The sequence below is a fragment of the Oceaniglobus ichthyenteri genome, from assembly GCF_003057885.1.
Lineage (GTDB): Bacteria > Pseudomonadota > Alphaproteobacteria > Rhodobacterales > Rhodobacteraceae > Oceaniglobus > Oceaniglobus ichthyenteri.
This window is the reverse complement of record NZ_QAGK01000016.1, coordinates 45,882-59,564: the sequence shown is the minus strand read 5'-3', so window position 1 is coordinate 59,564 and position 13,683 is coordinate 45,882. Positions and strand designations below refer to the sequence as shown.

At 61.5% G+C, this 13,683-nt stretch carries 15 protein-coding genes; 2 read left to right on the top strand and 13 right to left on the bottom strand.

Annotation, left to right across the window (positions count from 1 at the left end; genetic code table 11):
• Positions 1-454: 454 nt before the first annotated feature.
• The 13 genes from C8265_RS17575 to C8265_RS17515 all read right to left on the bottom strand — a co-directional run bounded on the left by C8265_RS17575 (position 455) and on the right by C8265_RS17515 (position 11,735).
• Positions 455-1,678, bottom strand: coding sequence for a DUF3618 domain-containing protein (locus C8265_RS17575; protein WP_108485348.1), 1,224 nt, complete (start codon positions 1,676-1,678; stop codon positions 455-457).
• A complete protein-coding gene (locus C8265_RS17570; protein WP_108485347.1) occupies positions 1,668-2,066 on the bottom strand; it encodes a phage holin family protein in 399 nt (132 codons plus the stop codon). Before C8265_RS17570 ends, C8265_RS17575 begins: the two co-directional genes overlap by 11 nt.
• Complete coding sequence (locus C8265_RS17565; RefSeq protein ID WP_108485346.1) at positions 2,063-2,626, bottom strand: hypothetical protein; 564 nt, start codon at positions 2,624-2,626, stop codon at positions 2,063-2,065. The genes C8265_RS17570 and C8265_RS17565 overlap by 4 nt, the downstream gene beginning before the upstream one ends.
• A 290-nt stretch (positions 2,627-2,916) precedes the next feature.
• A complete protein-coding gene (locus tag C8265_RS17560; RefSeq protein WP_108485345.1) occupies positions 2,917-3,405 on the bottom strand; it encodes a YciE/YciF ferroxidase family protein in 489 nt (162 codons plus the stop codon).
• 1 nt (position 3,406) lies between these two features.
• Positions 3,407-4,513, bottom strand: coding sequence for a glycosyltransferase family 2 protein (locus tag C8265_RS17555; RefSeq protein WP_108485344.1), 1,107 nt, complete (start codon positions 4,511-4,513; stop codon positions 3,407-3,409).
• The gene (locus tag C8265_RS17550; RefSeq protein ID WP_108485343.1) at positions 4,510-5,073 is read right to left on the bottom strand and encodes an SAM-dependent methyltransferase; all 564 of its coding nucleotides are present in this window, start codon (positions 5,071-5,073) and stop codon (positions 4,510-4,512) included. The genes C8265_RS17555 and C8265_RS17550 overlap by 4 nt, the downstream gene beginning before the upstream one ends.
• Positions 5,073-5,777: a PIG-L deacetylase family protein gene (locus C8265_RS17545; protein ID WP_108485342.1), complete on the bottom strand. Its 705-nt coding sequence runs from the start codon at positions 5,775-5,777 to the stop codon at positions 5,073-5,075. Before C8265_RS17545 ends, C8265_RS17550 begins: the two co-directional genes overlap by 1 nt.
• On the bottom strand, positions 5,774-6,871 hold the full coding sequence (locus C8265_RS17540; protein WP_108485341.1) for an acyl-CoA dehydrogenase family protein: 1,098 nt from the start codon (positions 6,869-6,871) through the stop codon (positions 5,774-5,776). The genes C8265_RS17545 and C8265_RS17540 overlap by 4 nt, the downstream gene beginning before the upstream one ends.
• Before the next feature lie 5 nt (positions 6,872-6,876).
• A complete protein-coding gene (locus tag C8265_RS17535) occupies positions 6,877-7,884 on the bottom strand; it encodes a glycosyltransferase (RefSeq protein WP_164512377.1) in 1,008 nt (335 codons plus the stop codon).
• A gap of 35 nt (positions 7,885-7,919) precedes the next feature.
• Positions 7,920-8,888, bottom strand: coding sequence for a glycosyltransferase family 2 protein (locus tag C8265_RS17530; protein ID WP_108485339.1), 969 nt, complete (start codon positions 8,886-8,888; stop codon positions 7,920-7,922).
• Positions 8,885-10,234, bottom strand: coding sequence for a glycosyltransferase family 2 protein (locus C8265_RS17525; RefSeq protein ID WP_276308512.1), 1,350 nt, complete (start codon positions 10,232-10,234; stop codon positions 8,885-8,887). Before C8265_RS17525 ends, C8265_RS17530 begins: the two co-directional genes overlap by 4 nt.
• Before the next feature lie 309 nt (positions 10,235-10,543).
• The gene (locus C8265_RS17520) at positions 10,544-11,281 is read right to left on the bottom strand and encodes a Crp/Fnr family transcriptional regulator (RefSeq protein ID WP_108485337.1); all 738 of its coding nucleotides are present in this window, start codon (positions 11,279-11,281) and stop codon (positions 10,544-10,546) included.
• Between the two features lie 10 nt (positions 11,282-11,291).
• Positions 11,292-11,735: an MgtC/SapB family protein gene (locus C8265_RS17515; protein WP_164512376.1), complete on the bottom strand. Its 444-nt coding sequence runs from the start codon at positions 11,733-11,735 to the stop codon at positions 11,292-11,294.
• A 172-nt stretch (positions 11,736-11,907) separates the two neighbouring features.
• Between C8265_RS17515 and C8265_RS17510 the strand changes: the two genes are divergently transcribed.
• Positions 11,908-12,423 carry a DUF421 domain-containing protein gene (locus C8265_RS17510; protein WP_108485335.1) on the top strand — a complete coding sequence of 172 codons (516 nt, stop codon included), beginning with the start codon at positions 11,908-11,910 and terminating at the stop codon, positions 12,421-12,423.
• 1 nt (position 12,424) lies between these two features.
• Positions 12,425-13,666, top strand: a complete 1,242-nt coding sequence (locus C8265_RS17505; RefSeq protein WP_108485334.1) for a cation:proton antiporter — start codon at positions 12,425-12,427, stop codon at positions 13,664-13,666.
• Positions 13,667-13,683: the final 17 nt, after the last annotated feature.

The window sequence follows — 13,683 nt, the reverse complement described above, 5'->3', positions numbered from 1 at the left end:
GCGCGGAATGACCCGTGCCATGGAAATGCGACACGTCACCGATGTGGCTGTCATCGGGGCCGTAAACGTTAGCGCCATCGACGTTCGCGGACGTCAGTTCGTTAGCTTGGAGGGGGGTGTGCTTGGAATGGTCCATTAGTTACCTCACTTTGGTTCGTGTTTCTGTTCACTGAGTCAACTTCCCTCAGACACGCTGGTTCCAATCACCAGTTGAACGCGCGAAAGGCCGCGCAGGATTTGCGGATGCTCAAAGACATTGATTTGAAATCGCATGCCAATTTTTGGCAGATGGAATCTAGATAGGCTGGATACCCTGCTTCAATAGGGTGAAGGCGCAGCAGCCTTCCCCCCTTTGGCAACGCTATCAGACAGAGCCGTGTCCTCGCTGCGCTACGCAAACAGATCAGCCCGCACTTCACGCACGGGCTGATATGGTTAGTGCAGATGACGCTTACTACTTTTTCACGTCGCCCACGTTCTGCTTTTTAGCTTCGGATTGCGCAGCATCGGCTATGCGCTTTCCAGCGGATTTCGTCTTGTTGGCCACCGCTTGAGCCGCCGTATCCGCCGTATCCGCCGGTGCAGCATCGTCAGCATTGTCCTTAGCTTCGCTCACAATGTCTTTGGCTTCGTCCGTGGCAGCTTTTACGACTTTACCAACCTTCTGTTTTTCTTCGTCGAAGATCCGTTCCGCCTCGTTCATCAGTTGGTCGCTCGTCTCTCCCAGATACTGATCCTCCATCCGGCTACGTGGCAGAGCGGCACCTAACGCCGCACCTAGCGCGACAGCAAGCGCACCGGCAATAAGCGGTTGTTCTTCGAAGATATCCACAGCGCGTTCACGCCCCTGTCGCGCGTATGATGCTGCTGCATCACGGGCTTCGATAGCGCTCTCGCGGGCGGAGATCACGCGATCACGTGCGTCCTCAGTGAGATTTTCAGTGCCTTCGGCCAAGCGTTCACGCAATGCCGAGGCTCGCTCAGATGCGGAGGATGCAAGGTTCTGGGCGCTGTCAGCCACGGATTTACCAGCATTCGCTACAGCACTCGCGGCACCTTTTGCCGTGTCAGCGACTGACGTCCCGGCATCTCGTGCAGTTCCGGCAGCGCTTGAGGCTGCGCCTGAAACACTTTCACCTGCGCTGGATGCCGCATTGCTAACTTTCGTTCCCAACCCTTCCTGATCATCATCGGACGTTCGCGCCCAAGAAGGTGTGTTGTCGTGACTTCCGTAGCGGCCAGAATAGTAGGGCTTTGAGGGGTCACCTGGCTGTGGGCCCATTTTCCGACCTTGCGGGGCGGTCGAAGCACGACTTGGTAACCGAGTTCGACCGACTTCATCGCGATCGCGACGAGAATCATCATAGCGGTCATCGTAGTCGGACCGACCAAAGCGGCGGTCACGATCATAACGGTCACGGCCATCGGACCTGTCGCCCATCATCAGCCAGGCAAGCCCGACACCAGTCAGGGCCAGCGCAACTGGGTTGCGTTTGACCGCCTCAGATACGGATCGTCCGATATCGCCGCCATGTTCACGGAATTGGTCCGAGAATTGCCGTGCAACATGCTCGATCGAAAATCTGTCCTGAAGATCGTCCAGCGTGTCCGTCAGACCGGCGCGTTCACGTTCGATATCGCGTTCGATTTCTTCGGGGCTGCGTGTATCATTTGTCATCGTAAACCTCCTTTACGGCTTGTGCATCGCGCTTGACGTTTTTAGCGGTCCGCGTCGGAGCAAGACTGCTGAGTTTCAGATCATTCGTCCCCTTGTTGAGCATCACGTAAGCGATGATCGCAAAGACCACGCCCACGATCAGCGCCGACCAGCCCGCAGGAATGCCAGCCTCTGTCAGCGCCGCGACCAGCGCTGCTGAAAGGACATTGAGTGCTGTCAGGGCAACGACAATCGCTCCGACAATCATGCCTATAGCAACCCCAGCGCTTTTGAGGTTTTCATTTACTTCGGCACGGGCCAGATCGACCTCACTACGCACAAGGGAGCTGACATGCGTCAGTGCATCACCGAGCAGACCCCCGGTGGATTTATTCGGATCGGTAGTCATAGTTTGCTCCTTTCATGCGAAGTTGAGACTGCTGGGCTTTGCACGCTGCCTGCACCTGCGATGTCAGAGCGGTGAGCGGCACTTGGACGATCCATTCGGCGCTCTTGTTGACCGCTGCTCGTCCTGTTTGACGTGCTGTCGCTGGACGCCTTAGCAAACCTTGTGGCCGCAAACCCGATCAAGGCGGCAGAGCCGAGAAAGACCATCGGATTCCGCTTTGCAAAGTCGGTGACGGCTCCCACCATCTCGCCCAGATCCTTGTCGCGCATGGCATCCGATGCATCGGCGAGACCTTCGGCAATTTGGCTGAATGTCCGCTCCTGCGGGGAACCACTGCGCATCTCCTCCGCCGCAGTCCGCAAGGCCGAGGCGACGCCCTTTACCTCATCGGCGGCAGCATCTTTCGCCTGACCCGCATAGTTTCCGGCTTCGATTGCAACGGTGTCGGCTACGCCCTGGGCGGTTGCTTTGGCTTCTTGCGTAGCTGCAGTTGCAGCTTCTTTAGCTTTCTCACCAATAGGCTTGTCTGTGCCGGATTCGGTTTTGTTCGTATTCGTCATGATGATCTCCTTGAGTTAAAAGACAAAGGAAAGAACGGCGAGAACGACCACTACGAGGCCGATGAGATAAAAAACGTTGTGCATGTGGTTTCTCCTGATGGTTCAACTTTCCGATATTGAAGATTTAACCGCTTCATTGCTCTCCAGTTCCCGAGGTGCCTCTTTCGAAGAGGGGATGATCGAGGTTCGTCAAGCTGTCTTTGGAGACAGTCATCTTTCTCGTCCTCCAATTGGAAAATGAAGTAAAATAGTGAGGCAAAGAATTCCGCCTCACCATCAGGTCACGGCGTTCACGCTTTGGCGTCGACGTTTCTGGATCTCTCGGCAAGTTCGGTCATGAAATCGTCGGACTCGTAGATGTTGTCCAATGCCTGGTCGAGCTTGCGCGCCGCCTCGTCATTGCCAAGCGCCTCGGCGAAGGCCTTGGTTGTTCCAAAACCGGCGATGCCGTAATGGCACATGCGCTGGTATTGCGCGATGATCGCCACGTCGAGCGCGGCACCACTCATGTCGCTGTCGAGCGCGTGCTTTTTGGCCTCCTTCACGAGTCCTTCCATGCCCTTGCAATGTTCTTTCTTCACGTCGGCACCTGTGTCCTCAAGCAGGGATTTCAGAAGGCGGGTGTGCTGATCGATCCCGTTTTTGGCCGAACTCAGCCGATCAGCCAGCTTGCTGTCGGACGCCTTGTCAGCCATGGCCGACACCACGTCCGACATCTGATCATTCGCGGACCAGAGATCCTGTAGTTCTTCGATGTAAAGGTCTTTCAACGTTGTCATTTTACGCTCCTTTCGCGGTCGGTATGGCCGACCCATTGGTTTGAGTGGTGACAGACATGCGCTCCTCAGGGGCACGACAGGTCTGCGGATCGGGGTCAGCGAGGGCAATCGCTGACCCCTTGTTCGGCGCAGGCATGCCAAGGTGGGAACATGGCGTAGCTGCAGCCCGAACGATCGAGGCGGATATCAGCCGCTCCGAATTCTCAAAGTTTTCCAGTATTTCGATATGTCGCGGGAGATCCTGCACATGCAGGCGGAAGCGGGCAGGCACATGCGGGGGCCAAGGGCCGAGCGTCTTGCCGCTGGCCTGCCTGACCAGCCAGTTCGCCGAGGGCAGGCAGTCGTCGATCAGGTAATCCATGCCACTGATCCGCGCCATCAGCGCGTCCGACATGCCCCCCGCCGCGCGACCGGTCAGGCGACAGGACGCCTGAACCTTTACGTCGTCGGCGTGGCACACCTTGCAGCCTGCGGTTCGGAGTTCCCGCACAATCCGGCGGTCTTCGCCGCACCTGACCTGCGCGAACCCTCCGATATCCAGATACGCGGTGCGGGTGAACGCGAGGCTCGCCCCCGCCGCTTCGCCGTGAGTGTCAGCGATGTCCACACACCCCGGCGCGTGGCGGGCGTAGATGTCCTGCACTAAGGCCCTGTAGATGCCTTCCAGTTCGGCGAGGTGGGGGTCCATGCCAGCGAGGATATCGGCCTCATCCGCGATCAGATCGACCTTGCCGCAGACAGCGTCCGCCGTTTTCAGGTGTGCAAGGTTCTGCGCGATCCAGTCCGGGCCGACGATGCAATCCGCGTCCGTGGTCAAAAGGTAGTGAAGCGCGGGCATGGTTTGCAGGGCGTGATCGCATCCGATTTTCCGTGCCGACCCGACACCTTCGTGTGGCGCGAGTTCGCGTTCCAGCACCGTCAGGTCAAGGTCATGCCGCGCGGCGATGCCGCGGGCCACGCTGCCGGTGCGGTCGGTGGTGTTGTTGACCACGAGGATCACCGTCGCGCTGCCTTGTCCGGCCAAGGCGGTGAGACAGGCACCGATCCGGGCTTCCTCGTTGCGGGCGGGTATGACGATCGCGGTGTCTTTTGCGATGGGGCGGGTCATGTCGTGCCCCTCGGCAGTCCGCGGTCGATGCGATACCCGTCGGTCTGCGCCACGCAGTCGAAATCATGGGTGTCCAGCGCCGCCGTGAAGATCGTCAGCGCCTCCGCCCCCTGCAAATCATGGTCGGTTTCGCCAAGCCAGCTCACGCAGAGCACCTCCGCCTTCGGCCAGGCGGTGGCGATATCCGAGGCCAGTCCACGCAGGCTGCCCTCATCGAGGAAATAGAGGATCTCGGACAGGATCAGCAGGTCGAAATCGCCTCTTGGCAGCGGACAAGGGTAAAAGTCGTGGATGAAGGTGGCATCCGGCACGGCCCGGCGCGCTGCCTTGATCGCGATGGCTACCGCATCCATGCCGGTATAGCGGTCACAGATGTCCACCAGATGCCGCGCAAGCTGCCCGTTGCCGCAGCCCAGCTCGAAGGCCGAGGCGTAGCGGGGCCGCGTCAGCGCCGCCCGCGTCGCGGCGAACTTGGCCTGTTCGTAACCGCTGTGCTCGAAATCCCAGGGGTCCGAGGTGTCGGCATAAAGCGCGTGCAGGTGATCGCGGCCCACACCCATCACGGCATCCTCCAGAAGATCTCGTCTTCGGTCACGAATTTCTCGATGAACCCTGCCGGAAGAATGAAGCCCGATGGATCATCGGTGACGACCCTGCCCAGTTGGCTTCGATGGGCATGGATTGCCGCGCGTTTCCTGTCGCGCAGGCACCCCGGGGGCACGGACACAGGGGCGTGGCCGGCGACGGTCTGGCGGAACTTTGGATCGTCCCAGCGGCACCAGACGGGATAGCTGTAGAACGCCCACTCCGGGCGGCGGCTGCGCAACGCGCCGGCGAACCGCGCCGTTGCCTGGTGGTCTTCGTGGTGATCCTCGGCGGCAGGCACGAAGACATGGCGCGCGCCATGACCTTCGATGATCTGTTCAAGCCGGGCGGCAACCTCTGTCGCATCGGCCTGATAAAGACGGCTGTCGGCCATGCCCAGCCAAGTCAGATCGCGCGCGGTTCCGCCTAGACACTCGATCGCTTCGACCATCTCCGCATGTCGCTGGCGGGCCAGTCGCTCCGGTGTCCATTGCCGCGATCCGGGGTGGCTGGCACTGCCATCCGTCAGGCAGATGACATGCGCGCCCGCGCCTGCGAAACCCCGCGCCAGAAGCGCACCGCAGCCGAGGGATTCATCGTCGGGATGCGGGGCCAGCACGACGAGGCTTTCGCGACCCTCGAACACGTCCGGCAGCAAGGGCGCATGTGCCATGTTCATCCGAAGACCCCCCAGATGCGCCCGTCTTCGCCGAGGGCCGTCTGCGCCGCGCGTTGCAGGAACGCATCCCGCGCGGCCTGCCGCAGATAGACCGCCAGATCGCGGGCCATGCGTCCGGTTTCGGAACCGGTGTCGAAATGCCGCAGGCCGATGCTCTGCTCGACGGCCCGGATGGCGTCGAGCCCGACCTCTTCAGTAAAGAGCCGCGCCGCAATCGACGTGGCAACGATGTCGTCTTGCGCGATGCGGCGATCTGCAGCGGCGTCGGCGGCGCGCTCGACCAAGGCCATGCCGGCCCAGCCCTGTATTAACACGCTCATCAGGCGCGCCTTCTGGGCCTCCGCGTCCATCCGCCCTGCCATGCGAAGATCTGCCGCCGCCCCGTCCAGCAGGCCCGCGGTGGCGCCAGCCTGCAAGGCCGCGATCCGCCAGACACCGCCGACGAAATGCGGCTCCTTCAGGTAGTCGCCGGGGTTGCCGATCCATTCGACCTGTGCAGTCGACAGGCCCGTGAAATCATAGGTCCCCGAAGCGGTCGCCCGCATCCCCTGCATGTCCCATGCGGAGAGGTCCGAGCGGGCGGCGTCCGTCACATCGACCAGCGCCAGCCGCACCTCGGGACCGGAATCGACGGTGACCAGCGCATGGGTCACGGTGCCCAGTCCCGAGGCAAAGCACTTGCCGCCCTGCAAATGCTTGCCCGTGGCGTCCAGCGTCACCGGCACCGCGCCATCGGCCCCCCAGACGCCCAGCAGGGCGCCCTCGGCGATCCGGCGGTCGACCCGCGCCTTCTGCACCTTTGTTCCATAAAGGCGCACAAGATGCAGCGCGTTGACATGCCCTTCGAACAGCCGCCCGACGCCGAGGTTTGCCGCGCCCACCTGCATCAGGGCGCGGGCGGCGCGGGCGGGATCGCTCGCGCCGTCATCGGTCAGAAGGTCCGCCTGTCGCAGCAGGTCGATGGAGCGGCTGATCGGGCGCGCGCCGCGTTCCTCTTTTGCGGCGGCGGCGCGCAGAGCCTTCGAAACATCGGCCAGCACTGGCTCGGCGATGTTCGATGGCGGCAACGCGGCAAGGGGTCTGGAAGCTGTCATGTGCTCTATACCACGCTCAATTGCGGGCGCATCCCGGGGGCGTGTTCCAGCAGCTGCACCCAGTCGTCGGCGACCCGGCCCAGCCGGAACGCGGGATTGGCGCTGACCTGCGGCGGCGCACGCCGCCACGCCTGAATGCGAGCAAGGACCTGCGCGGAATCATGGCCGTTGACCCGCTGCGCGGCATCCGCCACGATTTCGGCATTGGCACCCAGCCCATCATGCACCAGCACCGGCGTGCCGACCGCGTTTGCCTCGGCCAGGACCAGGCCGAAGGTTTCGGCGAATGTGGTCTGCGGATAGAACAGGCAAAGCGCACGGCGCATCTGCCGGATGAGCGCGCCATGGGACAGGGACCCCAGAAAAACCACGCCCTCGGGCACCGGCCCGGTATCCCAGCGCAGATAGCCGGGGTCAGCGACTGTAAGTGTCAGGTTCGGAATGTCACGGCGCAGGGCGGCGAATTGTTCGAACACCTCGGCCAACCCCTTGTGGGGCGAACTGGCGAAGAGCAGCCGGTCGGGATCGCGGGGCGTGGCGTCGGGGTGCAGATCATCATCGAGCGGATTGTAGATCACCCGGATGGGCGGCACATCCTCCGCCCCGAGGAACCCCGCAAGCGCACGCGCCTGCGTCTCGGACACGCAGATCACCGTGATATCGGCAGCCTTCAGCGCCGCGCCCATCTTGCGGTTGTGACGGCCGGGATAGACGTGCAGCCAGAGGAAGATCGGCGTGTCTGGATGTCGCTTGCGCAGCTTGGTCGCCACCTTCCAGCGGTTGATGACGATAAGTGCAGCGGGTCTTTGCTGCTCATCGAGGTCTTGCAGCGATCGCAACTGGCCCGCTCCCGACAAGTGTCGATGGCTGCGACCGTTCTGGTAATGCGTGATCTCGAACCGGGGGCTAAGCGCGGTGGCCACCCGCAGCACGGTCGCTTCTGTTCCGCCAAGCCCGCCGGTCTCGAGATCGGGCAGGTCGTAACCCGCAGCAGAGCACGGGTCCACGATCATCAGAGGCACACGCCGAGTCTCATTGCGAAGCACTTTCATTGCGCGGCCATTTCTGTCACCGGGGCGGAGGCGAGGATCCGCTCGACCCGGGCCGATGTGTCGGGCATTGCGGGCATGTTGCGCCGCGCCAACAGGTCGGGCCGGCTGACATGGCTGATGCCCAGGGTCGGGATATCCACCGGCACCGGGGCGACCCTGCCCGCCTCCCGCCACGCCTCGACCTTGGCCCAGACCTTCTGCCGGTCCGCCTTGCGCCTGGCGCTGTCGTAATCCGAAACCGCCGATTGCGTCAGGCTGTCGGGGGTCTCGATCTTGGTCAGCAACAGTTCCGGCACGATCCAGATGATCTCGCCATTCAGGATCAGCCGGTTGCGGAATTCGCGGTCCTCCTCGATGCAATCCTCGAACCCGCCGAGACGGCGGAACACATCCGCGCGGAACAGGCCGGAGTTGATGTGCGTCCACTCCCCCGGCACCTGCGCGCCCATCTGAAGGTTCGGGAAGACGTCATCGAGCAGGGACAGGTCGCGCCGGATCTCGACGCGCCGCCCGTCCGGCAGGATCAACTCGTGGTGGGTGAGCGCGGCGCTGACCTCGAGCCTCTGCCCCGCCTCCTTGCCCGCCAGTTGCCAGTTCAGACATGCATCGGCGCCGATATCCTGCGCGGTCAGCACGCGGACCTGGTGCAGAACCTTGTCACGATGCGGGATGTCGTCGGAATCGTGGAAGGTGACCGCATCGCCCGCGGTCAGCAGTAGGCCCGCGTTCTTGGCGTTTGCCGTGCCGAGGTTCTGCGACAGGCGGATGTAGTTGAAACGCGGATTGGCGAGGAATGGTTGCACCGCGCTTTCGGTCGTGTCCGTGCTGGCGTCGTCGATGACCGTGACGCGGATGTTCCACCAGCTTTGATCGAGCGCGGCGCGAATGGCCCCGGCGATCAGATGCGCGCGGTTCCAGGTCGGGATGACGATATCGACCAAGGGGGCAAGCGGATCGGATGTCATGCGGAAACCTCCTTCTTAGGTAAGGCGATGGTGGCACGATAGGCGCGCAGGCTCCTGTCGGTCAGCAGCGCGGCGGGCAGCGGCAGCAGAAGCACAAGCAGCGCGGCGTGGATCAGCGGCTCGGTGGGCTGCACGCCGAGCAGCAGCAGGAGCGCGGTGAGGAAGACCATGAGGTGACAGGCCGACAGGGAACCAGCGCCCTTGCCGCCCGATTTGTCGGTGACCACGAATTTCAGGCGGCAGCCCGTGAGCGCATCGAAGGTCGCCTTGGCCGATTGCGGCGCCAGCGCGATGCGACAGGCCAGCGCGTGCAGGATGACCGGAAGGGCCTGCCCGTCGCGCATCCCGCGCGCCACGACGCGTGAAACGATGTCGCAAAGCGCGAGCAGGATGGCCACCGCAGCCAACGTGGCGGCGGCCGTATGCCCCTGGCCGGTCAGCAGCCAGACCGTCAGCAGCGCGAAAGGAACCAGCGCGAGGCTGAACCATGCGGTCAGTTGCGTGAGAATCACCAGCCGCTTGTGTAGGTCGAAATCGCCTGCGGGGGTGAGGATCGTCCGCCCATGCCGCAGCAGGGTCTGGACGTTGCCGCTGCACCAGCGATACCGCTGCTTTTCAAGATCGCGCAGGGACAGCGGCAGTAGGCCCTTGCCCACGACCCGGTTGATGAAGCGCCCGGTAAATCCGGCATGGCAAAGCCGCACGCCCAGGTCCGCATCCTCGGTCGTGGTGGCGCCCGACCACCCGCCGACGGAAACCAGCGCCGGTTTGGAAATCACGCAAAGCGTGCCGGTCAAAAGCACCGCCTCGGCCTCATCGGCGGCGGCGGCATTGGTGCGGAAATATTCCTCCAGCTCGGCATCGACGCCCGGTGCGGCAATCGTCGTGGCGACATAGGATTGCGGAAACTGCACATAATCCGCCCCCGTCCGGTGCAGCGCCTCTGCGGCATGGCTCAAGAAGTCGCGACTGACCACGTAATCCGCATCGACGGTGACCACATGGGTCGCGTCTGCATCGGTATGCTCCAGCGCAATGTTGAGCGCGCCAGCCTTGGCACCGCTGACGCCCATCTGGTGCAGGAATGTGATCCGGTCGGAGTGCGCCGTGCAAAACCTTTCGACCGGCTCCCACAGCGCCGGATCGTCCGTGTTGTTGTCCATCACGACGATCTTGAAGCCACCTGACGGCCAGTCCTGATCGAGTAAGGCCCGTAGGGTGCGGATCACCAAGTGAGGCGGTTCCGAATGGGTCGCAACATGAATTGAGAATCGCGGGGCAGCGGATCTCTTCTGTCCTGCTGTCAATGACGTGGGCAAACAGGCGATAATTGGCCGAAGAGCCATCAGGGCGACCTGAATTGCAACGATGGCGGCGCAAACAAACATGCCCACTGTCGGAACGGCAGCGGACAGAATCAGTATTCCACAGATTGCGACAAGCCGTATTTCCACATTCGCCCCCAAGCGTTAAATTTCGATAAATATTATTTACAATCAGTAGTTTGTCCGGTTCGGACGCTACCGAAGAAGCAAACAACTCTCGTTGCTGTTTAGTTCCCGCGCGTAGGGCAATTCGGGATCCATGCCGACGCTTTGACAATGCGTCAGACCGTCGACACCCGCTTTCAACTGGATTGAATTGGTTTTCCGTCTCTAGTCTTGCGGAAACCACGAAGTATCCATGTCGGCATAGCGATCGTGGAAGTCCGTAAGTTCGATCATCGCATCTTCTCTAAGAATCCGGAGGCGATTCTGATCGCGGTGAATGTAGCCGTCTTCTTCCATCCGGATGAAGGTCTTGCTGATGTAAACGTTGGTAAGGCCCAGATAATCGGCGATCTGGCTCTGGGTCATTGGCAGGCGGATGGTGTCGGTCATATCCCGGTTGGTGATCCTGAGCCGCGCGATCAGATCCAGCAGCATGTAGCTGACCCGTTCCTGCGCACTCATCCGGCCCATTGCACGGAGCACATCGATCAAAACGACCTGGTCGCGAAGCGCTATCGACAGCAAAAGTGCTGAAAGCTTCGGAGACTTGCGCAAAATTTCGTCAAGCGACGATTTTGGAAACGGACACAGGCACACGTCCTCGACAGTGCGCAGCGTGGTCGTGGAGTGTTTGAGGGCGACATCGGGAAAACCGATGATGTCGCCGGGATGATGGATTTTCACGATCTGGCGGCGGCCATCAGGAAGATCGGTGTAGCTGAAGGCCCAGCCATGTTTAACCACGTATAGGTCCTTGTTCTCGTCGCCCCCCTGATACACTTCCCGTCCTGCATCGAAAACGCGTTCGGCTTTCTCAAGCGTAGCTAACCTATTACAATCGGCCTCGGAAAGTGAGACATAGTGCGACAGCTTGGTCACGAGGCAACTGGATGTGCTGGACATGAAAATCTTTCTATTTGTTGCCTCTGATATGAAGCCAGTCGAAAATATTGAGAACGACGAAGATCAGCGCTGAAATAAATGCCGCTTCCTTCAGGAAACCTAGCCCGCAAGCGATGCCAATCGATCCTACAGCCCAGATTGCGGCTCCGCTGCGGACACCTTTTAGTCGCCCGTCGTCACTGGGCGACATGATCGCGCCCGCTCCGAGGAACCCGATGCCACCGACAATACCCTGAATAAGGCGGGTAGGGTCAATACTGAGGGCCTCATCCTCGGCCATGCTGCTCAGAGCAAAATTGAGGGTAACTGCCATTAAGGCGGCAGAGCCGATCGCAACCAAAACGTAGACACCCGCCCCTAGAGGCTTTCCTTTGATCTCGCGATCAAGCCCGACGATTAACCCACACCCCCCAGAAAAAAGGACGCGAAGTATAAATTCACTGAAATCGACCACTAACCGAGAACTCCCTGTTCTTGTGCCTACCTTGCCATATACTTTCTTTAAACCCGACTGCCTTGCGTGGATTTAATATGCATTGAAACGGGGTATTCCGCACGCGGCTATGGTCGCGTTCGAACGAATAAGTCTTGGATGCAAAAAGAACCTTCAAACAAGGGATACATTGATGTTTTTTGACGGACCTATACTCGATGCGTTGGCCAAGGGTTCCCTACTGAGCGTGATCGGTATTGCCTGGATCATTTTTCTGGTCCGCATCGTGGGATTGAGATCATTCTCGAAAATGACCAATTTCGACTTCGTCATGACTGTTGCCATGGGCTCGCTTCTGGCCGGGGCGTCTCAGTCGCAGGAATGGACGGGATTTCTTCAGACGCTGACGGCGATGGCCAGCCTCTTTGCCGTCCAGTATGGCGTCTCCCGGCTGCGACGCTGGTCGCCGCGACTCGACGCGCTGGTTCAGAATACGCCGGTCCTGCTGATGAAGGACGGCGTCATCCTGCACGATGCCTTGCGCGCGACGCGTGTTGCCGAGGAAGACCTGATCGCAAAGTTGCGGGAGGCCAATGCGCTTGATTTCTCATCCGTTCGTGCCGTGGTGCTGGAGACAACCGGCGATATCTCGGTGCTGCACGGCGATCATGTGGACGAGGCCCTGTTCAAGGGGGTTGCCGACGCCTGAAATGGAAACCGATGCCTTCTTCGAATTCAGCGCCTATCACCTGACCCTCGCGGTGGCGGGATGCATCGTGATCCTGGCGCGCTGGTTTCCGCGGCTGGTTTCCTCGCGGGAACCGGCGGCCGCCCCGCTGATGATCCTGCTGGGCGCGCTGGCCGTCCTGACGGTCCCCGGCCTGCCCGCACCTCCCGACCCCCGCAGCGCCCCCCTGCTGTGGGAGGTCGTGGCGGAAATCACCGTCATCGTCGCGCTCTTCGCCGCCGGCATGCGGGTCGACAGCCTCGGTCCGCTGGAAAAATGGGGAACGACGCTGCGGCTGCTCGTGATCGGGATGCCCCTGACCATCGCGGCGGTCGCGCTCCTGGGCGTGGTTCTGGGTGGGCTGACCGTCGGCGCCGCGCTTCTGCTGGCCGCCGTGCTGGCACCGACCGACCCGGTTCTCGCCGCCGATGTGCAGATCGCACCACCCCAAGAGGGACAGGAGCATCCGGTGCGCTTTGCCCTGACCACGGAGGCCGCGCTGAACGACGGGCTGGCCTTTCCCTTCGTCTACCTCGGCCTGCTCGTCATCGCGCAGGGTCTGGCCCCCGGCGACTGGGGTCTGCGCTGGCTGCTGGAAGACGTGATCTACCGGATATCCATCGGGGCCGCGATGGGCTGGGCCGGGGGTTGGCTGCTGGGCCAGATCCTGTTCAACCTGCCCCGCGAAACCCGGCTGGCCGATACCGGCTCGGGGGTGATCGCGATTGCCGGGGTGTTCCTGTGTTATGGCTCCACCGAACTGGTCGAGGGCTACGGTTTCATCGCCGTGGCCGCGATGGGCCTGTCGCTGAGGCGTATCGAGAGCGAACACCATTATCATCGGCATCTGCACGATTTCTCGGAATCCATCGAACACGCCCTGACGGCGCTTCTGCTGATTGCCCTGGGTGGCCTGCTCCCCGCTCTGGCAGCGGACCTGACCTGGAACCATGTCGCCATCGCGGTGCTGCTGATCGTGGTGCTGCGCCCGCTGGCGGGATGGGTATCCCTGACGGCAAGAGCGTTAGCCCGTTCCGACCGGGCGGTGGTTGCCGTCTATGGGGTGCGCGGGATCGGGTCGATCTATTATCTCGCCTATGCCACCAGCCATGCCGATCTGCCGCATCTCTCTGACCTGTGGATCATCACCGCGCTGACGATCTTCCTGTCCACCATCCTACATGGTTTCTCGGTGGGCTGGAGTATGGATAGGATCGGGCGCTGATCGTCGGGTCTCTTGCC

Excerpts from the sequence above, each read along its gene's own strand:
- C8265_RS17575 (WP_108485348.1), bottom strand. The coding sequence starts at position 1,678 with ATGACAAATGATACACGCAGCCCCGAAGAAATCGAACGCGATATCGAA.
- C8265_RS17570 (WP_108485347.1), bottom strand. The coding sequence starts at position 2,066 with ATGACTACCGATCCGAATAAATCCACCGGGGGTCTGCTCGGTGATGCA.
- C8265_RS17565 (WP_108485346.1), bottom strand. The coding sequence starts at position 2,626 with ATGACGAATACGAACAAAACCGAATCCGGCACAGACAAGCCTATTGGT.
- C8265_RS17560 (WP_108485345.1), bottom strand. The coding sequence starts at position 3,405 with ATGACAACGTTGAAAGACCTTTACATCGAAGAACTACAGGATCTCTGG.
- C8265_RS17555 (WP_108485344.1), bottom strand. The coding sequence starts at position 4,513 with ATGACCCGCCCCATCGCAAAAGACACCGCGATCGTCATACCCGCCCGC.
- C8265_RS17550 (WP_108485343.1), bottom strand. The coding sequence starts at position 5,073 with ATGGGTGTGGGCCGCGATCACCTGCACGCGCTTTATGCCGACACCTCG.
- C8265_RS17545 (WP_108485342.1), bottom strand. The coding sequence starts at position 5,777 with ATGAACATGGCACATGCGCCCTTGCTGCCGGACGTGTTCGAGGGTCGC.
- C8265_RS17540 (WP_108485341.1), bottom strand. The coding sequence starts at position 6,871 with ATGACAGCTTCCAGACCCCTTGCCGCGTTGCCGCCATCGAACATCGCC.
- C8265_RS17535 (WP_164512377.1), bottom strand. The coding sequence starts at position 7,884 with ATGATCGTGGACCCGTGCTCTGCTGCGGGTTACGACCTGCCCGATCTC.
- C8265_RS17530 (WP_108485339.1), bottom strand. The coding sequence starts at position 8,888 with ATGACATCCGATCCGCTTGCCCCCTTGGTCGATATCGTCATCCCGACC.
- C8265_RS17525 (WP_276308512.1), bottom strand. The coding sequence starts at position 10,234 with ATGGCTCTTCGGCCAATTATCGCCTGTTTGCCCACGTCATTGACAGCA.
- C8265_RS17520 (WP_108485337.1), bottom strand. The coding sequence starts at position 11,281 with ATGTCCAGCACATCCAGTTGCCTCGTGACCAAGCTGTCGCACTATGTC.
- C8265_RS17510 (WP_108485335.1), top strand. The coding sequence starts at position 11,908 with ATGTTTTTTGACGGACCTATACTCGATGCGTTGGCCAAGGGTTCCCTA.
- C8265_RS17505 (WP_108485334.1), top strand. The coding sequence starts at position 12,425 with ATGGAAACCGATGCCTTCTTCGAATTCAGCGCCTATCACCTGACCCTC.